We start from the raw sequence: 25736 nt of genomic DNA, 5'->3' as shown, positions 1-25736 counted from the left end.
AGACGCGAACTTCTTTAAGTTTGTCGAAAAAATGGGTTCGGAATGGTTACCATGATTTTAATACAAGACTTATATTTGTGATGAAACCACATTAGATTGAAGAATTTGCGACACTCCTGCCGAATGTCTGGAACCGAGACTCCGCTAGATGCTTGCGGTGAGGAGGTTTGGCAAGAAGCCGGCGGAAAGGGAGCAGATTTCAATATGAACCGCAAAAAAGAATGCTCTGGAATCCGAATAATGCGGTGATGGTCGAAAAAATTTCGCAGACGGTCGAATAAAGTGTGGTGTAGGACGAAAAAAATGCGTAGGCGTTCGAATTAAGCTACGTATGACGAAAAAGTGCTCCTGCTGAAAACAACTGAGACGTTTTTTTAAAAAAATACTGCAGACAAACTCGCTTTTCTTCGAGTTTGTCTACAGTCTGAAAGAAGTTCACTGTCGTGAGCTTCTTTTTTAACTATTAGATAAATATTGATCCATCACGAATCTATCCAATCTGTCCTCTGCCGATTTAACCTGTTCCGCTTGGACGATTGGATCTTCTTGATCGGCACCGAAATTTGGATTGAAACAGAAAACTCCATCCTTCTTTATAAGATTTTTAAGTAATGGATCTTTCGCCTTCCGCTCCGTCATCGATAAACCTGCGATTTTTTGCTTCTCCATAGCAGTCCCGCCTAGAATATGTATGAAACAGTATTCATCATCTACCTATAACGCAACAAACAGCCATGGAGATTACATAATTTTTTTAGGGAAAATCAGCTTAGAATGTTAAATTCACTTTTAATTTCCCTCGCACACTATTAATAAACCAAATTTCCTCAGCGTTATTAAGGTCAGCTTTAAAAATGGGTTTTTCCTTGATTTCCTTCATCCTTATTAATTCTTGACGAAAAGTTCCAGCGAGCAGACCTGATTCCACTGGAGGGGTATAGAAGTCACCATTTATCTTCATCACTACATTCCCGTTCGTGAATTCCGTGATGAATCCTTCTTCATTCCAAAGTAGAACGTCATGGAAATCAGGATTATTCCTTTGAAACCCTTCATATACATCTCGATTAGTCGTCTTATGAAAAAGAAAGGGATTTCCACTTGATATAGGAGCTTCAGCCAAGATTGCCGTTAATTCTGAATCAAGGGGCTTTATTGCTTGTCCGGTAACTTCAAATTCACCAGTTTCTTTAAGTAGTACCCTTACCTTTTGCAACATACCTTGGTTTAAATCCGCATATTTTTGGAGTTCATCTCTAAGATTCAATTCAGAGAACCGATAATTGAAGTAATCAGCAGATAGTTTCATTCGATCGATATGATCATTCAACAAATAATATTCGCCATCGCTGAGCTTCATCGATTCCAATAATTCGTAGGCAGGCCTTTCCACCGTCAATAATTTGGCCTTTAAAAAGGCTTCGTCATATTCTTCGGTTAACTCGGAATCCCAAGTGATTCCCCCGCCTACCCCATACTCGGCATTACCTGTTTCCTTTTCGATCACGACCGTTCGAATCGGCACATTAAAAACAGCTTCGGATTCAGGGGTAATAAACCCGATTGCACCGCAATAAACTTCACGTGGTGAATTCTCGATATCGGTGATGATTTCCATCGTTTTTATTTTAGGTGCACCTGTTATCGAACCACATGGAAAAAGGGCCTTGAATATATCAATGATTGTTGTTCCGGGTTTCGTATCAGCTGTTATTGTGGATGTCATTTGCCAAACGGTCGGATATTTTTCAATTTCCTTAAGTTGTGGAACCTTGACGCTTCCTGGTTCTGCAATCATTCCCAAATCATTTCTGAGCAGGTCCACAATCATGTAGTTTTCAGCTTGATTCTTTTCAGAGGCTGCTAACCAATCTGCATTGAACTGATCCATTTTCAATGTCGTTCCCCGCTTTACCGTTCCTTTCATAGGCCTTGTAATTAGCTGGCCATCTTCCCAGCGGAAAAATAACTCGGGTGATGCCGAGAGGATTCGATGCGTCCCCACGTTCAAATATGCACTATAATTCGATCGTTGAGCTCTCTTCAAACGATCAAAGAAAGCGAAGTCGTCCCCTTCGAACTTGGATTGCAAACGCATCGTATAATTCACTTGATACGTATTACCTTTCTCAATTTCGGATTTTATTTTTTGAAAGCCCGAATGATAGGTAGTTGAATCCGTTTCTGATTGCCATTCAGCTAACTTAAAAGGCCCGGGCATTTTTTCAGGTAATTCTTCCGGTTTATCAAAAATACCGAACCATAATAATGGCATTTTGGCTCCATCTTTTACTTTAAAAGATTTTTCAAAAGCAGGTGCCGCTTCATAGGATACATATCCCGCTGCATAATGCCCCTGCTCGATTGCTTCCTGGACTTTTTGAAATTGAGGAAGGACATCCCCAATGGAATGGGCAGTGAACACTTTTTTGGGCTTCGAAAAATAGAGCGGCCTGCTCTCACCTTGTTTATCTGTGAAGTGAAATATTAAGGATAAAGGATCTTCTCGTTTCATTCTTCTCTCCTAACTTTGTTTAAAGAGTCAATCGGTATGTATTTTATAAAAAAGCTTGCAGACATGTGATCTGCAAGCTTATTCATTGACACTTATTTCATTCCAGTAACTTCTGCAATGATTTCATAAGAACGAAGGCGTGCATTCTGATCATATATGGCAGAGTTTATAATCATTTCATCCGCCTGTGTTTCATCTAAAAAGGTCTGCAACTGCTCTTTTACCTCTTCCGGATTTCCGATAATGGAGGCATTCAGCTGTTTCATGACAATGGCCTTTTCATATTCTGTCCAGATGCCTTCCATCGTATCAACTGGAGGAGCAAGTTGGCCAGGTGTGTTCCTTATCAAATTCAAAAACTGCTGTTGATAAGATGTGGCAATCCTTTGTGCCTCATCAGTAGTATCAGCTGCAAATACATTAACGCCAACCATCACAAAAGGTTTATCTAGAACGTTGGATGGTTGGAAATTATTGCGGTAACGAGCTAAAGCTGGTTGAGTATTTTCAGGGGAAAAATGGCTTGCAAATGAAAATGGCAATCCCAGCTGTGCCGATAATGCTGCACTGAAACCGCTTGAACCAAGCAGCCAAATCGGGATGTCCTGTCCTTCGCCAGGGATGGCCCGAACACGATTATGCTTGGAATCCGCATCTAAATAACTCCGGAGCTCTGCCAATTGTTCAGGGAAATCCTGTCCATTATTACGCACATCACCCCGGAGCGCCATGGCAGTAAATTGGTCGCTTCCCGGAGCGCGACCCAGTCCTAAATCTATTCTACCAGGATACATTGCTTCCAATGTTCCAAATTGTTCTGCGATAACCAGTGGTGCATGATTTGGTAGCATTATGCCTCCAGAACCCACACGAATTCTTTCTGTCTTCCCTGCAACAAAGCCTATCAGCACGGATGTTGCAGAGCTTGCGATCCCTGGCATGCTATGGTGTTCTGCAACCCAGAAACGGTTGTAGTTCCATTGCTCCGCATGTTTTGCTAAATCTTCAGTATTTTTAAAAGCTCCCGAAACTGTACCGCCCTCAACTATGGAAGCCAGGTCCAGTACGGAAAAAGAAATGTCGCTAAGTTTTTTTCCATGTTGATCAGCATTCATATCTTCAACTTCTTTCAATTATGATATTAATTGGACGCAAAGTCATCATATAGAAAATGCACACAAAATGCACATAAAATGCTCGAAGGGATTAATTGTTAAGGAGTTCCTTAGCAATCAAACGATAAGAATTCAGCTTGTCCTCCAATTTATGAGTGATGGTTATCAGCATTACTTCATCTGCTTGATATTTCTCCTGAATCTCCAAAAGGCGATACTTCACTTGAGAAGGTGTACCCATAATCAGTTTTTCATGCATGGTTTCCATCAGTACTTTTTCTTTTTCAGTCCAATCATGATTCCTTACCTCTTCTATACTTGGAACCTGTTTTCTTTCCCTTTGTCCACTTTGTATTTTCCAAAGGGTGCTGCTAAGAGCGATTTCTTTCGCAAGTTCCTCGGTTTCTGCACATATGGCTGCAACCGAAACGATCGTTTTGGGCTCTTTAAGAAAACCTTTTGTTTGGAAGTTTTCACGGTACTGTTGAAGACTCTTCAATCCATCATTTTCACTCATAAATTCACCAAATGCGTATGCAGTACCATTTTCAGCAGCAAGTTTTGCACTTTTTCCGCTTGTTCCCAATATCCACGGTTCAGGCGGTTCCTTTGGGATAGGAGCAGCAGAGGTATTTGAAAACAAATGTTCTTTCGGAAATTCATTTCTAAGAAAATTCAACAGTTCCTGAACAAGTTCTGGCATTTTGTAAACATTCTGCAAAAAATTATCGGATAATGCCATCGTAGCTTCGGCAGATCCCCCAGGAGCACGTCCTATACCCATATCGACCCGGCCTGGAAATAGGGTGGCAAGCATATTATAAATCTCTGCTATCCGATATGGCTTATAATGCGGAAGCAAAACTGCCCCAGATCCAATTCGGATATTTTTTGTTTGCGCACCAATATAGCTTATCAATACCTCTGGAACGGAACAGGCCAATCCCGGCAGATCATGATGTTCAGTTAACCAGATCCTGCTATAACCGAGTCTATCTCCTTCTTGTGCAAGTTGCAGTGAAGCCTGCAATGCTTCTTGTGCTGATTGTCCGGATGCAATTGGTGATTGATCTAAAATGCCCAGTTTCATATTGTTACCTCCTTTCTTGTCTTTCGTAACGTAATGGTAAATCATAACTAGCCGAAAGTCGCCTTAAATGCTTGCTTTGTTATTTTAGTTTGCAACCTTTAGCGGAAATTATATGGAGTTGAATCCATACTGGAGTTTGTGAGTGGATTATATATTCTGGCGAGGTCTTTGGTTTAATATATAAATATTTTGGAAGGTGTTCGTATTAATATATATTCTATCGAGGTCATTTAAGGAATATTTACTTTTAAAAACAAAGAAAAGCCCTAATATAGGGCCTTTCCAGAGCTATTCACTTTTTTTGAATTGAGATAGTAATTCACCAGCCATTATTTGCGAATCCAAACGAGCTGCTATAAATGGGGGTTGGATCCGATTATTGGACTCTATAGGCAAACCTAACCAAATAACTCGTTTATCAAAGATGATAAAGGAAAAGGAAACTGGTGAACAAATAAAATGATCAGAGATGATATCAGGGTTCTTTTTTGCTGATATGATCGTCAATTTCACTTCAGGGTTTCGTTTCATTAAATACCCTTGCCATTCTGCCGACAAACTGTTCAAATCCGGCACTGCCATTACCATCTCTTGTTTTGTTGAATCAATATCTTCCAGAAAGTCTCCTAACTTACGGGCATGCATCCACTTTAATTTCGGGTGCTGGTGTTTAACCCATTTTCCAATGTCTTTCTTTGACACAATCTGATCATTTTGAATTTGATGATCGACAAGTTGACGAAGTGTTTTGCTGCGATAAACATGTTTGTTAACAAATGAAGTGTCACTAACATGTACGAACTTACCCTTAGTCCTTGTTATTGCCACATTAATGAGCCTTTCACTTTCTCTTCCGGTCAATAACATTCCTGCCCTGTTTTGCGGATAACTATCGACTGTGTCAAAAATCATCATCTCCCGTTCGCTTCCCTGGAAACGATGTACAGTTGCAGCGATGATATCGGCCGTTTGCCGTTCTTTGGCATATAAATCATCCAATAGTTTTTCCATCAAGTCTGCCTGAGCACGATAAGGAGCGACATAACCAATTGACCTTGTCCCTCCCACATAAGCTTCATGAATCAGTTGAAAAGATAAAAGTAATTGCCATATATTCATTCTCGAGTGGGATGTGCGTTCAGTGATGCAATATTCCCCTGATAAGCTAGTATCTACAAGTGCTGCTGCCATATTGGCAAACGGTTCCGCCAGCATTATGCTCTCCCTGCTAGTCGCAACACTTTCATGATCACCTACAAAATTGTTATAGACGACACGATTAGTGAATGCTGAAATATCCGGATGCATGCGGCGCTGTTCTTTTAGTAGGAATAAATGAGGATGAAGTTCCCCTTCCTCCACAGACTGAGCGACACCCGCCCGATGAAAGATGTCTTCCTTCAGCCAAAGTTTCACGAGTGAATCACGAGCGGAAGCAATCGGGGGCAATTGTTTGAAATCACCACAAACGATAATATGTTTGGATAACGCTGCAGCGAAAGCCACCTGTGGTACGTAAGCCATGCTCGCTTCGTCTAAAATTACTAGATCATATTCCTTTTGATAAACCGTTTCATCATTTGCGGCTTTAGCCAAGGTCGTTCCGATGATTTTTGCTTCTTTTACGAATTGCATCTCTTTATGGCGTATTTTCTCCAAGATTTTTGCCAGTTTTTTCTCTATCTCGATTAATTGATCCGTATCCCTTTTGCTGAAGGAGCCAGACAAGTCATGTTTTAATAAACGTTTCTCTTCTGCTAGCTGTTCTTTTTCATTAATTAATGCCGGCTCATGTTTACCTAATAATTGTCCCGTAACAATATCATCATGTATGGCTAGGGATTCACCGATCTGAGACCCATAGCGAAGCACATCGCCTTCTTTGAAAAGATCTTTCTTTTTAATGAATGAAGAAATCTCAGCCATCAAAACATCGACAGCCTGGTTGCTATGGGACAAGACCAACACTTTTTTCTCTTGTAAATAATGATTGGCTACTGTACGTGCCAATGTATAGGTTTTTCCTGTTCCAGGTGGACCCCAGACGAATGTGACAGGATTGAACTTCGAGCGTGCATATAATTCTTTCACACTGCTTAGTTTTTCATTTACAGGATGTTTTTGCGGCATAGACGGATCCATCAGGCGTTTGATCCGAAGCCTTTTCTTTTTGCTTCTCTTGATTTCGTCCAAGCGGATAATCAATTGTTCTAGCAATTCCCATGGATCATGGTATAAAAAGGCTTCGCCGATCATATCGCCTAACGAGCGATCAAAAACAATGATTATACTTTTTCCTTCCGATGAGAGGATCCTGCCATCCTGTTTAATTCCTCCCCATTCAAGTCGAACGACTGAACCGACTGGAATTTTTATCGATGAACCTGTTTCAAAATAATAGCTGAAAGAACCGTCACTTGTAAGCAGATGACCGTTCGAAACCAGGTATTTTGTGCTGCCATATTTTTTTAAATGCAGGATTTCAAGCTGAAGTGCCTGCTGCCATTCTTTTATAAAATTAACTGTTGAATTCATTTTTTCACTTTCCTCACAAAATATGCCATTGAAGTATAAAGAAACTTGCCCATTGGCTAGGCTTTGATGCAGAATAATTTACTGTCCCTATGACCTTTTTCACAAAGGCACCTATTTTTTACCATATGAAAGAAGGCCCAATCAATAGATTGGGCCTCTCATACGCCAATAAAGTAACTATAGCATTTTTATAGCAGACTTACCATGGGCTCTTTTGGAAGAAATGGTTTAGATTAGCCCTCTGACAACCCTGTGAATTCGTCGACAAGATCACTGAAAATCCTCATGGCGTTTTCTATGGGATCAGGTTTAGTCAAATCAACGCCTGTTTTCTTAAGCAGCTCCAATGGGAAATCGGAACTCCCGCTTTTCAAGAAGGTTAAATAACTTTCAAGAGTTTTTTGGTCTCCAGATAGGATCTTATCTGCGATTGTAATAGCTGAAACGTAACCAGTGGCATATTTGTAGACGTAAAACGGACGATAAAAGTGTGGGATGCGTGACCAGCCAAACTTCACTTCTTCATCGAAAATTATCTCATCTCCATTATAAGCACGGAATATCGATTCATAAGCTGTGTTAAAAACCTCGGCATTTAGAGGCTCATCATTTTCAGCTTTTTCATGTACGATCTTTTCAAATTCCGCAAACATCACCTGTGTGAAGAATGTTCCTTTAAAACTATCTATGAAATGGTTAAGTAAGTGTTTTTTCTTTTGCACGTCTTGTGTTGTTTTAATTAAATGACGAATCAGCAGGATTTCATTAACAGTGGACGCAACCTCAGCAACAAAAATGGAATACCCTGCACTTATTTGCGGTTGGTATTTTGAGCTATAGTACGAATGCATGCCGTGTCCGGATTCATGTGCAAGTGTAAATACACTGTCTAAATCATCACGGTGATTTAATAAGATGAACGGATGAACACCATAAAGTCCTAAATTATAAGCGCCTGAACGTTTTCCAGGTGTTTCCCTGACGTCGATGTATCTTTTTTCCTTAAAGGTTTTTAGGATTGTGATATATTCTTCGCCTAGAGGTTTCAATGCTTCCACCATCAAAGCAAAACCATCCTCGTAAGAAATCTCCTCTTTAGCACCTTCGACCAATGGTACACTTAAATCATATGCACGTAGTTCCTCTACCCCGAGCAATTTTTTTCTTAAATTGATGTATTTATGCATGGGTCCGATATTTTGTTTAGTAGACATAATCAAATTATCATATACTTCTTTTGGAACTTGATCTCCGAATAAGGATTTTTCCAAGGCAGATGGATAATTTCTTAGTTTTGAAAGATTCACATTATTCTTGATTGCTGTAGAAAGTGTGGAAGCGATGGTATTTTTCAAATGTACATATGGCTGATAATATGCGATATACGCCTCTTTTCTTCTATCACGATCATCGTGTTCAATCAATTTGGAATACATTCCTCGTGTAAGCTCAACCCTTTCGCCGTCTTCATTCGTGACTTCCCCAAATTTAATATCAGCATTGTTGATCATCCCGAACGTTTTTTGTGGTGCTGAAAAGGCTTCACCTACTTGGGAAAGGACCTCTTCTTGTTCTTTCGTTAACACATGGGCTTTATAGCGATAGGAATCCAGTAGATCTTCTTCAAAATATTTTAAGCCCTCAATTTCTTTTATGTACCCTTTTAATGTTTGTTCTTCAAGACTCAAAAGAAATGGCATGAAAAATGCAGATGCATTACTAATTTTTTGCCCTAACTGACCTGCTCTATCAAGTAATGCCTGCGATGAGGTAACACGTGTATCCAAATCTGTTTGCAGCATGGCATATACATATAGCTTGTTATAAATGTAGCCGAGCTCCTCACTTAATCGTAAATACTCGAACAAATCTTTAGCAGACTGAATATGCCCATCATAATTTTTTAATTTTTCTGTCATACTAAGGACTTCTTGATAATCTTTTTCCCAATTGGCCTGATCATCGTAAATATCCTTTAAGTTCCATGTTTCTTCTTCTTTGATTTCATTCCGTGATTTAAACGTTTGCATATTATGGCACTTCCTTTCAGACTTATAGGCTTACCCTTTATTATAATCGACTTTCAGAAAAATCTGCATAGAAAAACCAGTATGCTAAAAATACATACTGGTTTTTCTTTTTATCAATTAGAATTTTGCAGCAGTTTCAGCAACTTTCGCCAATCCTTCTGCAACGATATCCTGTGTACGGTCTGGATATTGATTATGTCCCTCGATAACAACGGTTTCCGGGTTCGTTATGCCCCATAATTTTAAATTCATCGTTACGTATTTCACTGCCATTTCAGCAGCTTCCATTCCAGGTAAAGCATAATCCGATCCGCGAGCATTAAGTACAGCCACTTTTTTCTCAGGAATAAGACCAACTGGGCCTTCAGCAGTGTATTTAAAAGTTGTACCCGCTTGAGCAAGATAAGAAATATATGTTACAAGTGGAGCCGGTACCGTTGCGTTCCATAGTGGGAAGGCAAATACCACTTTGTCGGCAGCAAGGAATTGATTCAAGTATTGTTGCACGATATCAGCAATCTCCACTTCTTCCTCAGTCAATTCCATACCTTGACTGCGTTTATATAGGGCAGTAATTGCTGTATTTCCATAGTAAGGTAAGTTCAGTTTAAATAAGTCCAATTCAGTTACTTCATCGTTACTATTCGCTTCCTTGTAAGTGTTCAAAAACGCTTCATACATTTTCACGCTAATAGCTTGATCAGCTGGACGGTCATTTGATTTAACAAATAATACTTTAGACATTGTCAGTTCCCCCAATAGTTAATTTTTATATAATTGCCATGAAAAATAGGACAGTTTCAAAAATATTCAATCCATATATCTCGAATTAACTGCAATTACTACATTCACATTATAAAACTGCTAATCCAATAAGGCAAGAAATATGTTTTTAATATTAAAATGGGCATTTCAAGAATTTCCTCCTGTTTTTTTACAACCCCAAAGCCAAAGAAACCGAGAGCAATTTGCTCTCGGTTAAGTTAACTCTTTATGATGGAAGGGACATTTCCCTTTTATCGGCTCTATATCATCCCCGATGAAAAATTGTTTCCATTCATTATGATCTACATCACCAAAGTGGCTAATATCAGGATGTTTAGGCAGGTTATCCCATTCCTCTACTCGTTCACGAACCTTTTCACGTGACATGATCCCGCCTTTTTCCGTCCCTTCTAAGCCTTCAAATATCATCCGGGGTTGGAATCCAAGAACAAGGCTATTTCCTAAATCTCGGGTTTTTCGCTGTTTATAAGCAGGTGAATTGCCAAAGACGAAGATTGGTTCGCCTGCAAAATGATAGTCCCATAGATAATGATCGGGATCTTTCGGCTTATTAATTGGCCAAGGTTTTTTATCCTCTTTATGCAGGTATTGCAGGATCTCCCAAAACTTTTTTCGGTACAGTCCTATATCTCCTTCTATTGGTTCAGGCTCCATAAAGACAAACAGGCCATGCCTGATATATGGGGGTTCCTGAAATAAATCAAGAAAGCTTTCCACTGCTTTTGGAAGATTGGACCAATCTTCCTGTGTGATATAAGCATAACGAAGTTCCCCTTTATTTTCAGCTTTCATACCAAAATAACAAGGAAATGTTTTATCCGTCACTGTATTATGGAAAGTTTGATATTCTTTAATTAGCCATTGCGGCACTCGATCGGGATTTGTCATATCTTCTTTCGTTAACAAATTTGAATTAGCAGTCAGCATCATTGTTCTCCTTAAATCGTTTTACTATATGATACCCGCTTTAAATAAACTAAAACTTCTTCGAACTGCAAATCACCACAATCAGGTACACCACATGTAAATTCTGATAAGTGCCTCCCCGTTCCATTTTGATTCCAATTCCCACTCAAGAAATGTAATACCGGTTCAGCAAAAAAACAATTGATGCGCATGATAATCATTTTCTTTCCTTTAGGTTAACCTAAGAAAAAACAAGGAGTGATGTTTGATGGCAAGGAGAAAAAAAATTCTGGTAGCTGAAGCGCGTAAAGGACTCGATGATTTAAAAGCCAAAGTTGCTGGTACAAAGAATCCTGAAGAGGCAAAGTTTGAAGTAGCAAAAGATATTGGCGTACCGCTGAAAAAAGACTATAACGGTGAGCTGACATCCACGCAGAATGGAAAAATAGGCGGAAAGCTAGGAGGCGGCATGGTCAAGGAACTTATAAAGATGGCACAGGAAAACTTAGGAAAAAAACATTAACCTTTCGATCCAAATTGTTACGCATGCTTCAGTAGACATATCATCGAAATTATTATTAAACGAACAACTGACAAAACGAACATTTTGTGACTTAACATGATGAAGGGCAGTTATTACACTCGCAAAAAAGCTACCCTTCTGGGGCTGGTTTTTTTAAAAAATTTTATTAATGCTCATGGGTAAAACCCTTGAAATTACTGAGCTTATTAATTCTGACGACAGAGGAAGCCCAAGATCAAATAAGAAAACCCGGAGCTTTTCTACCACTTTCGCCTAAGATCCCATTTGAATCTTCATCAATATTTTCACTTTAAAGGCTTCCGCTATTAAATGGCCTATGGCAGATATAACTCCGGGTTTTACTCCATGACAAACGGCAATAACACCGCATTGGCCAAACCATACGGTATACGGAATAACGCTCCATATGCGTGAGCAAAGTTCTGAACTGGAATCACATTCTGCGCACTACAAAATGCCCACATTCACTTGCTGTGTGTAACCTCGAGAAACTTCCCCAACTATTTCAGCTTTGGTGACTAAAGTCGTCTGCTCAAAAATTTCGGAAACTTTTTTAACGACAACTGCATTTTCCAAACCCACATTACTCACGAGAAGAATCCTTTGGGCCCCAATACCATTGACTAAACCCGGAATGATTGAACGAGTATTCGGACCACTGTAAATCTAAGCCCTTAACCAAAAATTGGAACGGCCGTTTACCTTCATAAATTTTCACCTCAGGTAAATTTGTCTTTATTTGCGATTAAGATTTTTCAATTCCTGCTTCCATGTTCCTGGTGTCCTTCTTTAGGATCCAAAATTCAGAAATGCAACATAGTAAGCTGTATCGGCTTCACAAAACCCCATATTCCTTTACGTTACTTTGATAGATCTCTTCAATTCCCTTTCCTTTTGCCCTTGCCAAGATCTCCATCCGTACTGATAATTGTTTCATGGTAAAATCGTAAACAGCTTGTTTGTCATTACCAAATGGATTGCCTAACCGATCATATCCCTCTGTATTTAGCGCGATGGCTAATGGTGAAAGTTCCTCCATCCTCTTTTCAACTTGTTTAAAGATATGTGGATGTTCACTGATGATTCTCTGCAGCAGGAAAGTCCCATAAGCAATATGGCGTGATTCATCTTTTTTCAAAAGACCCACGCCCTTTAATAAACCAGGCATCATTTTACTAGCTTCAAGAGTCTGATAGAACCCAAAATATCCAGTTTCTGCAAGCACGCCCTCTGTAAACATATTATAAACAGTCGCCGCTTCTGCCAATGCTTCAGGGGATTGATCGGATAAAAGTTTCCCCATCGCTTCCGGCAATATTTCATGAAAAATGGATTTATAAATGTCTGAGTGATAAATCGACAAATCACCCGTTTCACCAAGTTGATCTAATGTATATCGAAAGAACTCCGTATGCTTCGCTTCTTCGAACAAGAATGTCGTTAAGTACATTTCTTCCTCAATTCTACCTTCTTTGGCTATCGTCATAATGAGGGGGAGCAAATCCAAAGTCACGGCTTCTTCTCCGCCCTGAAAAAGGGAGATGATCCGTAATAATACTTCCCTTTCATCATCAGTAAATGACTTCCAATCTTCTTTATCTTGGCTGAAATCAATGTCACGAGGATTCCATATACCGAATTTCTTTGCCTTTTGATATAGTTTAAATGGTAGGGTATCTTCTCTAAAACTCTGGCTGGTGGTCGTTAAATTCTTTCTTTTCATGTTAATGCCTCCTTGAATTTATGAACTGAAAACTTCTGAATCCATAAGGAATTATTTAATTTGTAAGGGTTTTCATTATATTGTAAGATATTAGTAGCATTTATCCTAGCACTGAAAATGTAGGGAGGAATAAAGTCGAATGCTTGAGGAAACCCTGATGAATCATGTAAAAAAGATTTCCCATCAAAAAGATATGGCAAATAAATCACAAATGATTGTAAAGGGCTGTGTGGATTTTTTTTCTTTTCAACGTGCATCTTTATTCAGTTACTCATGTTTAACAGGAGTGGGTGAAGGAATATGTGCATGTACTAGTGAAGATACCTTTTCATTACATAATATTAAAGAAAAAATTCATGATATATACCCCATCCACCAAGCTGTCATCCATAACAAACCCATATACTTAACCATCCAACATGCGAAATCCTCCATCCCTGCAAAATACGTTAAAAGATTTTCCATCTCATCATTGGCAATCATTCCGATGATGGTAAATGACATGGTCATCGGTTTTGTTTTGGTTGACCCCATTCAGGCAAACGAGTCAGTTACCAAGAATGATTTAATGAAGCTGTCCCATTATTTGAAACTGACTGTCAGTTCAACATCGGATTCCGCTCCTCCCTCTTACCTTCTAAGTAAACGTGAAACGGAGGTCCTTCAATATTTAGCCAATGGTTTAGGATTAAAGCAAATGGCACCAAAAATGAGCGTTAGTGAATTTACTGTCAGAGATCATATTTCATCTGCAATCAGGAAATTAGGAGTGAATCACCGGACTGAGGCCGTGGCGGTTGCTATAAGGCACAAAATGATTATTTAAAAACACAAAGAAGGTTTCAGTCTGTAGACAAACTCGATGAAAATCGAGTTTGCCTACAGTTTTTTTATGGCTTTTACAATTTGTTGATTGGAACGTAAGGCACTCGCTTTCCGCGGGCGGGCGGGCGGGCGGCCCGCCCTCGGCTTGCGCCTGTGGGGTCTCCCCTAGACGCGCTTTTCCCGCAGAAGTCTCGCACACCCGTTCCAATCAACTTTGAGTATTAAAACTTAAACATGATTCTATTCAGTGAGATCAACTGGTGCCAGCGATCCATTTGGTCCGAAAAATGGAGGCCGCCATTGATCTCTCATTCATATATGACTTGGCGAAAGATTTGTATTCAGAGGTAGGACGCCCAAGTATTGATCTAGTTATTTTAGTTAAACTGACATTTATTCAGTATACAATTCGGTATTCGTTCCATGCGTAAAAAGCTTGAAGAAGTCGAAACATATATGGCTTACCGTTAGTTCTTAGGCTATGGTTGCCATGATAAATGCCTCTTTCAAAATTCGGGAAAAATTATGAGCGACGCTTTAAAGATACTTATTTGAACAGATATTCTAAAGCATCTTAATGACAGCTGCTGATAGAAAGTTAATCAGTGCAGAATACGTATTTGTTGATTCCACACATTTGAAAGCCAGTGCAAATTAGCGGAAATTCGAAAAGAAAATCGTTCGCAAGGAAACACGCGCGTATCAAGGACGACTTCAAGAAGAAATAAATCAATGACCTGAAAACCATAATAAAAAACCTTTTCAGGGCCAGTAAAGGTCTTAATAATGACCTCGGATAAGACACTATTCTATAACTGCTTCAAATCCAATAAAAAATCAAAAAGGTTTCGGAATAAGAACATTCCGAAACCTTTTCATCTACAAACTGAAACCTTCAAGAAGGTTTTTTTGTTTAAGTATCATTGAGTCACTTTTTCTTCAACTTTCGTAGTCCAATTTAACTCGTCTTCAATTTTACCTGTTTGGACACCTGTCAGTGTATCATATAGCTTTTTAGATAGTTCCCCAGTTTCCCCGCTTTGAACGACCATTTCTTCACCATTCCACAAAAATTCACCAATTGGCGATATCACCGCGGCTGTACCCGTTCCGAAGGCCTCTTCCAGGTGACCTGATTTATATGCTTCTTGGACCTCCTCCATGGAAATGCGTCTTTCCGTCACGGGAAGATTCCAATGTTTAAGCAATTCTATAATGGAATCACGAGTAATCCCCGGAAGGATACTTCCATTTAAAGCAGGAGTGATAATTTCACCATTAATTTTGAAGAAAACATTCATGCTTCCAACTTCTTCAATATATTTTTTCTCTACTCCGTCTAACCAAAGAACTTGGGCATAACCCATCTTTTCGGATACTTCCTGGGCTTTTAGGCTCGATGCATAGTTCCCGCCCGTTTTAGCTTCTCCTGTACCGCCATTAACTGCACGTGTGAAAGCTGACTCCACTGCTATTTTAACTGGATGAATGCCTTCTTTATAATAAGAACCTACAGGTGACATGATGATGATGAACTGATATTTTTCTGATGGAGAAACTCCAAGGTAAGGCTCAGTAGCTATAATGAATGGTCTGATATATAAGGAGGTACCTTCTGCCTGAGGAACCCAATCCTTATCAACGCTAATTAAAGTTTTTAAGGCCTTCAACGCAAAATCAACGTCGATATCCGGTATGCATAATCGGCTATTTGAACTATTTAAGCGTTGGAAATTCTTTTCCGGACGGAATAATATAATTTCATCTTCTGGTGATGCATATGCTTTTAATCCTTCAAAAACAGATTGACCATAGTGGAAAATCATAGCTGACGGCTCTAGTGCGAGCGGTTGATAAGGAACAATTCTTGGATCATGCCACCCTTGCCCTTGTGTGTAATCCATAATAAACATATGATCGGTAAACTGCTTACCGAACTCAAGCTGGTCCGCCTGTGGTTTTTCTTTCTTTGTTGTACTAAGCGTGATTTGCATGTCATGTTCCTTCATTACCAAAACCCCTTGTTGAATAAATTTACAAGATTTCACTTCCATAAAATCTATCTTTAATTAGTTTACTCCTATCAGGAATCATAGTTCAAGCCTTTTGACCAAATTTTCGGAATTCTTTTAAAATAAATGGGTTTTTTTCGACTTACTTACTATGATTCCTGAAAAAAGAACCGGTTATTCCTAAAACCTCTCAATAAATACCAAATCTGGTTGTTCGTTCAAGTTTAATTGAATTCCTGAATATTAGGGTTAATTTTAACAAATTATCTACAATAATGCCAATGTGATTTTTGTAGTTCTTCCTACATGGAACAGGTAGTAATCCGCTTGAATCGTTTCCACTCCTTTAAATGGAGAATGACTAAATAAAAAGATGTGCAGGCAGATTCCTTTTGAGTTGCACCTCCATAAGACTTCGAACCGATACTCAACTAAATCCTTATATGTATATTAACAAGGAACATACAAGGAAATGAAACATTTTATATACTATTTCATAAAGTGGGATCATGAATGGTTTTTTTAGATATTTTTCCAATTCCAATCCATTATGGGATATAGCTACAAATTTGTTGTGAAATTCAATTTAGTAGTTTACTACTAAATAATAATCTTATATACTTATCCCACAAGATAGATAAAATGCATGCAAATCAAATTATTATAGATAGAACGCATGGTACTTTATTATTTTTGACGAAAAGGGGTAACAACATGACAAAAAACAGGTGGTTAATCGCTTTATCCGCTATCGCTATTCACCTTTCCATTGGTGGTGCATACGCATATAGCGTATACAAAAAACCTTTGGTTGAGACTATGGGGTGGTCAGAAACTGAAGTCACGTTAGCATTCACAATTATGATGGCGCTTGCAGGAACTTCTGCAGCCTTCTTTGGGAAATTCGTAGAAAAAAATGGTCCAAGAAAATCAGCTTTGGTTGCTGCTGTATTATTCGGCTTAGGACAAGCTGGTTCCGGGTTGGCCGTAATGGTCGATTCACTACCACTTTACCTATTGACATATGGGGTTTTAAGTGGTCTTGGTATGGGGATTGGGTACATTTCACCAGTATCCACTTTAGTCAAATGGTTCCCTGATCGCAGGGGATTGGCTACAGGAATGGCAGTATTAGGTTTCGGTGCCGGAGCCCTCATAACAGCCCCAGTAGCTGCAAGCCTTATGGAGTCCGTTGGCATTTATACAACTTATTATATTTTAGGCGCAGGCTATTTCATCCTAATGTTCTTAGGTGCAACCTATATTGCACCTCCAAAGGCCAACTGGTTACCTGAAGGAATGATGAAGGATATTAAATCCGGTAAAAAAGAATTGAAGAAAGACCTAAGGCAATTAACTGCAAAAGAAGCGGTTAAAACTAAACACTTCTGGATGTTATGGTCTATGAAATTGATTAATACAAGTGCAGGGATCATGATGATTTCGGTAGCGTCACCTATGGCTCAAGACGTTGTAGGGCTTTCTGTGGCAGGTGCTGCAACATTAGTCGGTGTTATGGGAATCTTTAATGGTGGAGGTAGACTTGGCTGGGCAGCGGCCTCTGATTATATAGGCCGTCCAAATGTCTTCGTCATTTTCTTCATCATACAAATCGGAGCGTTCCTTTTACTTCCAACTACTACAAATACATTATTGTTCCAAGGACTCATCTTGTTAGTAGTTAGTTGTTATGGAGGAGGATTTTCAAATCTACCTGCATTTGCCGGGGATTTATTTGGAACCAAGGAAATTGGGGCCATTCACGGTTATCTTTTAACTACATGGTCTCTAGGCGGAGTTTGCGGACCAATGTTGGTTACTGCAATTAGGGAAAGTACGAACAGTTATATCCCGGTATTCTACGTTTTCGCCGTATTAATTGCGATTGCATTCGCTATCTCCATCTGGTTGCGTTTGGACATAAAAAAAATGCAAAGGGAACAGAAACAAGGATTAACGAATACATTAAGTAAAATATCCTAATTTATAACAGGTATCTTATGACCTTGCAAAAAGGCATGATCAAGTAAGCTTCCAAAAGCGGAGGTTAGCTTTGATCATGCCTTTTTTAGTTTTTGAACATTATCCAATGAATATAAGTCTTCACAATCTCCTGGACATACTCCCCCTTTCCTTCCTTGGCGCCCGTCAACAATATGGGAATTTCAAAAGTAAAAGAAATTCGAATTCCAGCTTTTATCTGTTTTCCGATTCCCTGTTACTGGTCATAGGAAACTGAACAAGTTATATAGTTTAACATTAAGCCAAATAAGGGAATCAAGTAAGAGATGGAATTAGGGGGGATTGTCTTGTGGATCAATAAACCGTTTTTTAAATATGCAAGCGCAATAATTTTGATCATTTTAATTATATTTTTACTAGGTAAGATTGATTATATTTTGCTTCCGCTACAAAAAATCATTGCAGCTATATTCTTCCCCATTATAGTGGCTGGGCTTTTATACTACATATTACGGCCAGTCGTTAACTTTTTAACTGAATATATCCCTAGGACTATTAGCATTTTCATCGTCTTTTTGATTATATTCAGCATGATTGGGATGGTAAGTTACTTTGGAAGTCCTGTAATTGTGGACCAATTTCAAAAAATATCTGAAAACCTCCCAAGTAAAGTCAAGGAATTCTCTAAAGAATCCGAAGATATAATTGAAAAAAATGATTTTGGCATGGTTAATATGGAAGATTTGAAAGAAAAAGCGGTCACACATTTAAAAGATTACTCGGAAAAACTCATAGGGAATGTCCATACTATTTTCTCCACGATCACTAGTGTATTAACAGTTTTGGTCATTACACCATTCATTTTGTTTTATTTCTTGAAAGATGGAGATAAACTAAGACCATTTCTATTAAAATTTATTCCGAACGACGTAGAATCAGAGGGTAACACGATTTTAAAAGACGTTGATAGAGCCCTATCAATTTATATTATCGGACAATTCATCGTATCAATCGTCATTGGGACTTTGATGTATATTGGCTACCTAATTATCGGTCTCGATTATGCACTCGTTTTAGCCCTATTCGCTATGATTTTTACTGTTGTACCATTCCTTGGTCCATTAATAAGCATCATCCCTGCCCTTTTCATCGCCTTACAGCAAGACATTGGGTTGGCAGTGAAAGTACTCATTGTCCTTACCGTCGTTCAACAAGTCGAGGGCCACTTGGTTACACCGAATATTATGGGAAAACGGCTCAACATTCATCCACTGTCCATTATTTTATTGCTGCTTGCTGCAGGTTCAATATACGGTTTCATTGGCATTTTAATAGCTATCCCCACTTATTCCGTAGTAAAAACGATTATAGGAAACTTTAGGAAATTTTATAGGTTACGAAAAAGGATCCCATAATCAGGAATGGTTTTCTCCACCCTTTATATCCACCCAATTAAGAGGGACCTATCCTTGAACTGCACCCCAATTGTTGATAACAGTCTAACAATTGGGGGTTTTTTATGACCAATTATCATTAAGATAAATGTAATAGCTGTTTTGGCTTAGAAGGAAAGGATTCTTTTTCAACGGTTGCTACTGGAATATAATGCTAATCTAATACCTAAGAATTGGGAGGCTCATTTTAAAGAACATGGTATGGAAGGTTTTACTCTTACCTATTCAAACTATAATCGAAGATTTAAAATGAATGCGCTAACTTATATGACCGATATTGGAGTGTCCATTACACAAGCGCCGAGTTTTCTTAGACTATCCAGAAATGGATGAAGAAACTTGATGAACACGGAATAACGGTCTAGAAACGAACCATTAGAGGCTGAAACTGAACGTTTACGTACGGAAAGTGCCTAATTTCAGAAAAGTGTATTGTCCAGCCGCAAGAAAAAGCGAAAGTAGTTTACGGGCTAAGGGGAGATATTTAGTTAGGCAGCATGAACCCGGTAACTCGGGCTCATGCCTTTAAATTTTAGCTTGATTCGTTGATGATTGCAGGAATGTATATAATCTTCTAGCTTTTGTCTAAAAAAATGCACAATGCTCTCGAATTCCTGTAAATAAGTATTTCAGATATTAAACATCTGTGACTCATTTTTCATTAGGCATTGTTCTCATCAGTGTTTGTTTAATATTTTTTTAATCCACCGTTTGAAAAACGCTTTGACACTTTTCTTTTTTATTTCTTGAATGGCTTGATTTTGCTTTTCAATATAAATTACTTCATTGTTTATGGCATTATTTTCTGCTAGAACTAGACCCAAATCGGAGTTATGGTCTTTGTTGAGAACAATTTTGTAAGGAATATTATGACTCATCGCCAATTTAATATATTTCCCTAGATATTGATAGTCCATCTGACCATTTAAAAATAAATTTGAATGGGGATGCCGTTTCATCATTTGCTCAATCTCCGGATATACATTCATTTCAAAGACTTGGCTTTTTTTTAGGACGATGACGACTCGCTCCCGTAATGTACCCAGGTATTTCCTTCGTTCGCCAGGCTTGATTTCTTTTGGACCGTAGATTCCTTGTTCTAGATAGTCCTCCACTTTTGGGCGTGACAATTCTTTCCACCTCCGGTTTCACTTCAATAATGTATGAAAAATGGCCAAAAATAGTGCCCATCTTCTTTAGGAATGCATAAATGTAAAAAGTAGTTGGGGTTATCTTTCCCCTTTTTTAGTCTACCCTTCCTTTATAAAATTGTCACCCCAGCTTCGCTTCATGCATAGGATAGTATATGTGTGAATGTAGGTTGCTTAAAAGAGGGACGGGGAAAAACATGAAAAAATTAATTGTATTTGTATTGATATTCTCCTTTAGTTTCGTTGCGTTCAGCAATACTTCAGGTGCGGCGGCGAGACAACTGATTATCATCAATAAAGCCAATAATCAGCTAGCCTATTATGAAAATGATAAATTGGTGAAGGTGTTCATCGTGGCAACAGGAAAAAAAGCCTCCTATACTCCTGAAGGAAAATTCAAGGTCGTGACTAAGATTGTGAATCGTCCCTATTATAAAGGCAACATTAAAGGAGGAGACCCCAAAAATCCTCTGGGGAAACGATGGCTGGGGATAAATGCACGGAATACGCCAGGTAATACGTACGCAATACACGGCAATAATGATTCTAAAACCATTGGGAAGTATATAAGTGCCGGTTGTATTCGCATGTATAACGATGATGTTCAATGGCTGTACGATAAAGTGGGAATGAACACTGTTGTCTTAATTGCCAGTTCGAATAAATCATTTGCTTCCATAGCTGCTACGAATGGATATAAGGTGAGCGGATCTAAAAGTCTACCTGTACAGACTACCTACTCTATCCTGAAGAAAGGAAGTAGTGGCCCCCAAGTAATTGAGCTACAAAAAAGATTAACGAAACTTGGATACAGCACTAAAGGAATTGATGGGGGATTTGGAAAAAATACCGAAATGGCTGTAAAGAAATTTCAAAAGGCTAAAAATCTTACATCTGATGGAGTTGTCGGACCGCAAACGAAAAAAGCGCTTGGGCTTAAATAATTACTATTACTGATATCCCCTGATTAGAGGATATCTTTTTTATGTCTAAACTGTAACAAACCATACATTATTACCCAAATTGTCTGTAATTTCCCACCATCACTTATTGGCTTTATGTTATAATTTATACATAAACAGCTAATCATAATCGCACTGCATTACATACAAGGAGGTAATACAAATGTACGATGATCTTCTCATATTATCCATTAAATCAATTTTTGTTATCGGCACCATTGCGATGTTTGTGATTTTAGGATTCGTAAAAGGACGCAAGTTTTAAATTTACCCACTTCTTTAAAATATCCTCATTGCCTGATTACTTGTATTATTTTCATACTGGTAATCAGGTTAATTTTACTCAGAAAAAAAAGCATATCCTAACTGGGCATGCTTTGCTTTACCAATTCCAGTAATCCGTTTTTTCTAAAAGTTGATCAATATCAAATGTATCAAGAGGGATTGGAACTGATTCTTCTGCAATCTCTTCAGTCGCTAGCAATAATTGGTCGATATCAATAATGGCCAAAACAGTCCTCTCCTTTTTTAATGGTCTTTACCCTCATTTTTAATACATTAAACATTTCGTTCAAAAGATATTTTATTAGAGGGTAGCCCTTTAATTTTACATTTGACAATTATTTAAGGTGCAGTGAACCATTTTTTTCCGACCCTTCCGGAGAAAGCGTATGTATCAATTTAACCAGCTTATAAAATGTCCCGCTGCAGATGGTTACCTCGGGCAGATTATGAAAAATTGATTTTTTATTAATATGATAATTGTCTTTCTCAGGTGAATACACAATAATTTTCTTATTTAATGATAAAGCATATCCAAGCTCATAAAGATTACCTTTACCTGCAGTTAGGAAGATCAGCATGAAATCAGCTTCCTCAATCCCCTTTTTTTCATATTCTCCAATATCTTCAGCATTTTGGTTATTCTCATCATCCTCAATTAAATTCCAGTCATTCACACATGTAAATCCTTTTGAAGTCAATTTCTTGATCAATGACCTTACTTGCTTTAAATTTTTTTCGTCAGATGCTATATAATATTTCACTCATACACCTCCAAAATATATAACCATTGATACTTTTTACCTATATTAACTATACTATACATATTCGTTATAAAGAACGCAATATCCTTTCCCTAAAAATTAAAAATATTTAAATGACACAGTTTCAATCAAAGAAATTTTAAGCGAAAAAAACCATCATTCCTTTACAGATAATGATGGTTTTTCGTTTAAAAAATTAAATTCCAGAATTAACCTTACAAAAAAGATAATGTAATTATGTAAAAAAGTTTATAATTTAGGACTATTAGAATCCACCGATCCATTTTGTATAGATGGTCATTCTTATAAATCTGGCATTCCGGGTAATAAAGTATAGATTAACCCTTCAATAAATCCAAAATAAAAACCTTGTCCTCTACCCGGCAAGGTTTTTTTATTTTTCATATGTGATATTTTCTATTTCAATCCTGAAGGGTGCAGCCTCACATATATTAATTCCCCTATCTAGATTCACCTTTTCCAAATCACTTGCATCCGGTATTGTTTTTTTATCGTGAATAAAATGTTCGACCATGGATTCCAATAGTTCTTGAGCACAAGCTAAGGCATCTACCCGATTCCTGCCGCTAACGGAAGAAATAATTCCTTCTCGCCTAAAATCCGGGAAACAAACTTGAACGGAAAAAGAGTCGATAATCAATGGGTGTTTTTCATAATAGAATACGGCTGGATACTCAAATATTTGAATGGTCAAAATATCATCCCTTCATACAATATATAGGATTTTAAGTTAATTATAACATGAAATTCCATTAAAAATAGATTTACTTACTTTTTCTTTGTTTGTCAAGTTTATTTTTACATTCAATAAGTTGTTATGTCCGTAGATACTACGAAACCAAAAAACACCAGAAAAATCAAAATCACGATAACATTCAAGATTATTCCAATAATGCTGCACACTTTACCAGCTGTCACTAAACCATTTCCGGATTCATCAGTAAGATTAATTTCTTTTTTGCTCTTAGATGCAAATATTAAACCTAGAATACCTAATATGATGCCGATGAATGGAATTAGCAGGGATAATACCCCTAGTATTAATGATACAATCGCTTTGCTGTTGATTGGTTTAATTTCCGACATATATTCCACCTTCTTTCTTCCCCTTATATATACGGTTATTAAAAGCAAAAGATTCATTTTTTTTGTATTCATCCATCTCTAAGGTTCCTTGCTCCCCTCCCCCGGTATTAGACCGCCCGCGGAAAGCGAGTGCCTTACGTTCCAATCAACGTTCAAATTGTACAAGTCATAAAAAAAACACCCCGTAAATGTTAGTTTGGTGTTCAACATTTACGGGGCAGTTCAACTTGATTTTCATCGAGTTTGTCTACAGTCTGAAAGACAGCAATCGCTGTCTTTTCCATCATTCCTTTATCGCATCTTCAAATGGTGCTGAAAATAAACCACTTGGCGCCAACATATCCGTTTCCGATTCACGATTTTCACCAACTACAATATATGAACCAGCTGGAAAAAAATCAAACATCTTACTTTCCTTATGTATGATTAGGAAGTATTCATATAAATCATCCATAAGTTCCTGATGTTCGTCTAATTTCATGATTTCTCCACATTCATCAATGTCAAAGTTTTCATTAATTGCATCTTGGAGTTCTTCATTATTTGAATACGCGATATAAAAATCCACATCTCCACACTCCATGCATAGCAAGAGTTTTTCTTCTAGTGCTTCTTCATAGGATTTCTGGACGAGAGCTTTTAAAATGGCATCAACCCTTTCAGAATTAGTTAGTTTAATTTTAGTCTTGAACACAAAATCCCTCCCCAATTAAATACAATGGCATATGAAAATTATATGACAGTTGAATGAAAAATAAAAAAAGTAAGCTCACCCTTAGAGTTCAATTAATAAAAAACCGTAACGCTCCGTTTCCTATTAAGACCTAAATCAAATCCATAGTTCGTTCTTTATCCAGGACGCGTATGATATTCATGATTCCACCCGCTCTCAACAAGGGCAATGCGTGTAATCTGGCCGGATCCCTTTGTAATTTCCTCCCTTATAATATCTTGATAGGAATCCTCCGCCCCGTACATATATTCATTTTTCCGGCATATTTAGAATGATAATCTTCTATAATACAAAGAAAAAGATGATCGGAAGCGTAATCAAGCTTAATGAAGTACTAATGAACGTAGCACTTGATACGAATTCAGGCTCCGTATTGAATTGGAGCGCTTACATCGTAGTATTGGCCGCCGTTGGCATGGCAGCTACGATGATCATGATATGTCTGACCATTTCATCCACTGGTAAAGCAAGTGATAACAGGAAAACAATGGCTGGGGAAACAGCAAGTTTAAGAAGCAGCGAAACTGATAGCTTTCGGTAGGCAATATTTTTCAGCGAAATGTTAGCAAGCTGCAGCCCGAGTGTAATCATGATTGTTGGAATCGCTGCATTTGTAACAAGGTTAACAGCTTCCAAAACCGAATTGCTTAAAGGAATGTTCACAAACTGAAAAACCGCACCTGCAATTGCCCCATGCACAATTGGCATCCTACATACTTCTTTAAGCGCTGTTTGAGCCCCGTTGCCTCTGGGCTCCCCTTCGCTGCGAAATAAATGCCAATAGTACACATGACTAACTGTTGACCCACCATCAGGATAATTGCATAATCGAGGCCTGCCGCTCCGAATAACAGGGAAATGACAGGTGTTCCGTAATTCCCGTTATTCATGAATGCGGACGCCAAAATCATTCCGCTTGTTTCAGTGACTGTATAATTACCTTTTATTCAGCAGAATTTGATTAATTATTTTTACCTGTTCTTATTCACGATAGTCCTCTGCCTTTCTCTCGTCTTGGTAGTCTATATTATATCGTTTTGCCGTATCGTGGAAATGGATTTTGGATCAAGTTTAAACTTTTTCTGACCGACGAACCCTAAAATAAAAATACCGAATATCGGTAAAAGAACACCCAAAAACCCCATAATATTACCTTCATAATCCTAATGATTTTCTTCTAACAATATCATATTTGTAATTTTTTGTAAAAATCCTTTCAAACCGTTCCTGATTGAAATGT

At 38.1% G+C, this 25736-nt stretch carries 23 protein-coding genes and 2 pseudogenes; 6 read left to right on the top strand and 19 right to left on the bottom strand.

What is annotated here, in order from left to right; genetic code table 11:
• Window positions 1-456: 456 nt before the first annotated feature.
• From ACQKKK_RS10485 to ACQKKK_RS10450, 8 genes are all read right to left on the bottom strand, one after another.
• On the bottom strand, window positions 457-669 hold the full coding sequence (locus ACQKKK_RS10485) for a hypothetical protein (protein ID WP_427616100.1): 213 nt from the start codon (window positions 667-669) through the stop codon (window positions 457-459).
• Window positions 670-769: 100 nt separating this feature from the next.
• Window positions 770-2515, bottom strand: coding sequence for an aminodeoxychorismate synthase component I (gene pabB / locus ACQKKK_RS10480; RefSeq protein ID WP_427616099.1), 1746 nt, complete (start codon window positions 2513-2515; stop codon window positions 770-772).
• A gap of 92 nt (window positions 2516-2607) precedes the next feature.
• Window positions 2608-3630, bottom strand: a complete 1023-nt coding sequence (locus ACQKKK_RS10475) for an LLM class flavin-dependent oxidoreductase (RefSeq protein ID WP_427616097.1) — start codon at window positions 3628-3630, stop codon at window positions 2608-2610.
• Between the two features lie 91 nt (window positions 3631-3721).
• Complete coding sequence (locus ACQKKK_RS10470; RefSeq protein WP_427616095.1) at window positions 3722-4720, bottom strand: LLM class flavin-dependent oxidoreductase; 999 nt, start codon at window positions 4718-4720, stop codon at window positions 3722-3724.
• A gap of 288 nt (window positions 4721-5008) precedes the next feature.
• On the bottom strand, window positions 5009-7255 hold the full coding sequence (locus ACQKKK_RS10465; RefSeq protein ID WP_427616093.1) for an AAA domain-containing protein: 2247 nt from the start codon (window positions 7253-7255) through the stop codon (window positions 5009-5011).
• Window positions 7256-7488: 233 nt separating this feature from the next.
• On the bottom strand, window positions 7489-9285 hold the full coding sequence (gene pepF, locus ACQKKK_RS10460; RefSeq protein WP_427616092.1) for an oligoendopeptidase F: 1797 nt from the start codon (window positions 9283-9285) through the stop codon (window positions 7489-7491).
• 117 nt (window positions 9286-9402) lie between these two features.
• Window positions 9403-10044: an FMN-dependent NADH-azoreductase gene (locus ACQKKK_RS10455; protein WP_061463396.1), complete on the bottom strand. Its 642-nt coding sequence runs from the start codon at window positions 10042-10044 to the stop codon at window positions 9403-9405.
• A gap of 219 nt (window positions 10045-10263) precedes the next feature.
• Window positions 10264-10998, bottom strand: coding sequence for a YqcI/YcgG family protein (locus ACQKKK_RS10450; RefSeq protein WP_427616215.1), 735 nt, complete (start codon window positions 10996-10998; stop codon window positions 10264-10266).
• A 247-nt stretch (window positions 10999-11245) separates the two neighbouring features.
• Here ACQKKK_RS10450 and ACQKKK_RS10445 point away from each other — a divergent pair, with 247 nt between their 5' ends.
• Window positions 11246-11500 carry a small, acid-soluble spore protein, alpha/beta type gene (locus ACQKKK_RS10445; RefSeq protein WP_427616090.1) on the top strand — a complete coding sequence of 85 codons (255 nt, stop codon included), beginning with the start codon at window positions 11246-11248 and terminating at the stop codon, window positions 11498-11500.
• A 468-nt stretch (window positions 11501-11968) separates the two neighbouring features.
• On the opposite strand, the gene ACQKKK_RS10440 is transcribed toward ACQKKK_RS10445, so the two are convergent.
• Both ACQKKK_RS10440 and ACQKKK_RS10435 read right to left on the bottom strand, forming a co-directional pair.
• The gene (locus tag ACQKKK_RS10440; protein WP_427616089.1) at window positions 11969-12112 is read right to left on the bottom strand and encodes a hypothetical protein; all 144 of its coding nucleotides are present in this window, start codon (window positions 12110-12112) and stop codon (window positions 11969-11971) included.
• A gap of 244 nt (window positions 12113-12356) precedes the next feature.
• Window positions 12357-13244 carry a R2-like ligand-binding oxidase gene (locus tag ACQKKK_RS10435; RefSeq protein ID WP_427616087.1) on the bottom strand — a complete coding sequence of 296 codons (888 nt, stop codon included), beginning with the start codon at window positions 13242-13244 and terminating at the stop codon, window positions 12357-12359.
• Between the two features lie 139 nt (window positions 13245-13383).
• Here ACQKKK_RS10435 and ACQKKK_RS10430 point away from each other — a divergent pair, with 139 nt between their 5' ends.
• Window positions 13384-14070, top strand: coding sequence for a response regulator transcription factor (locus tag ACQKKK_RS10430; RefSeq protein ID WP_427616086.1), 687 nt, complete (start codon window positions 13384-13386; stop codon window positions 14068-14070).
• A gap of 256 nt (window positions 14071-14326) precedes the next feature.
• A pseudogene (locus ACQKKK_RS10425) lies at window positions 14327-14802 on the top strand (transposase); the annotation flags it as partial.
• A 187-nt stretch (window positions 14803-14989) separates the two neighbouring features.
• Here the strand turns inward: ACQKKK_RS10425 and ACQKKK_RS10420 are convergent.
• A complete protein-coding gene (locus tag ACQKKK_RS10420; RefSeq protein WP_427616084.1) occupies window positions 14990-16078 on the bottom strand; it encodes a branched-chain amino acid aminotransferase in 1089 nt (362 codons plus the stop codon).
• 717 nt (window positions 16079-16795) lie between these two features.
• On the opposite strand from ACQKKK_RS10420, the gene ACQKKK_RS10415 reads away from it, so the two are divergent.
• Window positions 16796-18064, top strand: a complete 1269-nt coding sequence (locus ACQKKK_RS10415; protein ID WP_427616082.1) for an L-lactate MFS transporter — start codon at window positions 16796-16798, stop codon at window positions 18062-18064.
• 326 nt (window positions 18065-18390) lie between these two features.
• The gene (locus tag ACQKKK_RS10410; RefSeq protein ID WP_427616081.1) at window positions 18391-19458 is read left to right on the top strand and encodes an AI-2E family transporter; all 1068 of its coding nucleotides are present in this window, start codon (window positions 18391-18393) and stop codon (window positions 19456-19458) included.
• 527 nt (window positions 19459-19985) lie between these two features.
• Here ACQKKK_RS10410 and ACQKKK_RS10405 read toward each other — a convergent pair.
• A complete protein-coding gene (locus ACQKKK_RS10405; protein ID WP_427616214.1) occupies window positions 19986-20099 on the bottom strand; it encodes an IS3 family transposase in 114 nt (37 codons plus the stop codon).
• Between the two features lie 75 nt (window positions 20100-20174).
• Window positions 20175-20627 (bottom strand): YueI family protein, encoded by a 453-nt coding sequence (locus tag ACQKKK_RS10400; RefSeq protein ID WP_427616079.1) that lies wholly within the window; start codon window positions 20625-20627, stop codon window positions 20175-20177.
• 218 nt (window positions 20628-20845) lie between these two features.
• Here ACQKKK_RS10400 and ACQKKK_RS10395 point away from each other — a divergent pair, with 218 nt between their 5' ends.
• Window positions 20846-21592: a L,D-transpeptidase family protein gene (locus ACQKKK_RS10395; protein WP_427616077.1), complete on the top strand. Its 747-nt coding sequence runs from the start codon at window positions 20846-20848 to the stop codon at window positions 21590-21592.
• Window positions 21593-21992: 400 nt separating this feature from the next.
• Here the strand turns inward: ACQKKK_RS10395 and ACQKKK_RS10390 are convergent, their stop codons facing one another.
• From ACQKKK_RS10390 to ACQKKK_RS10365, 6 genes and pseudogenes are all read right to left on the bottom strand, one after another.
• A complete protein-coding gene (locus ACQKKK_RS10390; RefSeq protein WP_427616075.1) occupies window positions 21993-22121 on the bottom strand; it encodes a hypothetical protein in 129 nt (42 codons plus the stop codon).
• Between the two features lie 109 nt (window positions 22122-22230).
• The gene (locus ACQKKK_RS10385; RefSeq protein ID WP_427616074.1) at window positions 22231-22656 is read right to left on the bottom strand and encodes a nucleoside 2-deoxyribosyltransferase; all 426 of its coding nucleotides are present in this window, start codon (window positions 22654-22656) and stop codon (window positions 22231-22233) included.
• Window positions 22657-23050: 394 nt separating this feature from the next.
• Window positions 23051-23371, bottom strand: coding sequence for a type II toxin-antitoxin system HicB family antitoxin (locus ACQKKK_RS10380; RefSeq protein ID WP_427616073.1), 321 nt, complete (start codon window positions 23369-23371; stop codon window positions 23051-23053).
• Between the two features lie 110 nt (window positions 23372-23481).
• Window positions 23482-23763 carry a DUF4190 domain-containing protein gene (locus ACQKKK_RS10375; RefSeq protein ID WP_427616213.1) on the bottom strand — a complete coding sequence of 94 codons (282 nt, stop codon included), beginning with the start codon at window positions 23761-23763 and terminating at the stop codon, window positions 23482-23484.
• Window positions 23764-24046: 283 nt separating this feature from the next.
• Entirely contained in the window at window positions 24047-24457 is a 411-nt protein-coding gene (locus tag ACQKKK_RS10370) for a hypothetical protein (RefSeq protein ID WP_427616072.1), read from the bottom strand.
• Between the two features lie 321 nt (window positions 24458-24778).
• Window positions 24779-25641: pseudogene (locus ACQKKK_RS10365) on the bottom strand (AEC family transporter).
• Between the last annotated feature and the right edge of the window lie 95 nt (window positions 25642-25736).

Source organism: Peribacillus sp. NPDC006672 (assembly GCF_050274955.1).
GTDB lineage: Bacteria > Bacillota > Bacilli > Bacillales > DSM-1321 > Peribacillus.
The sequence above is the reverse complement of the archived record's forward strand: the minus strand, read 5'-3'. Positions and strand labels throughout refer to the sequence as shown.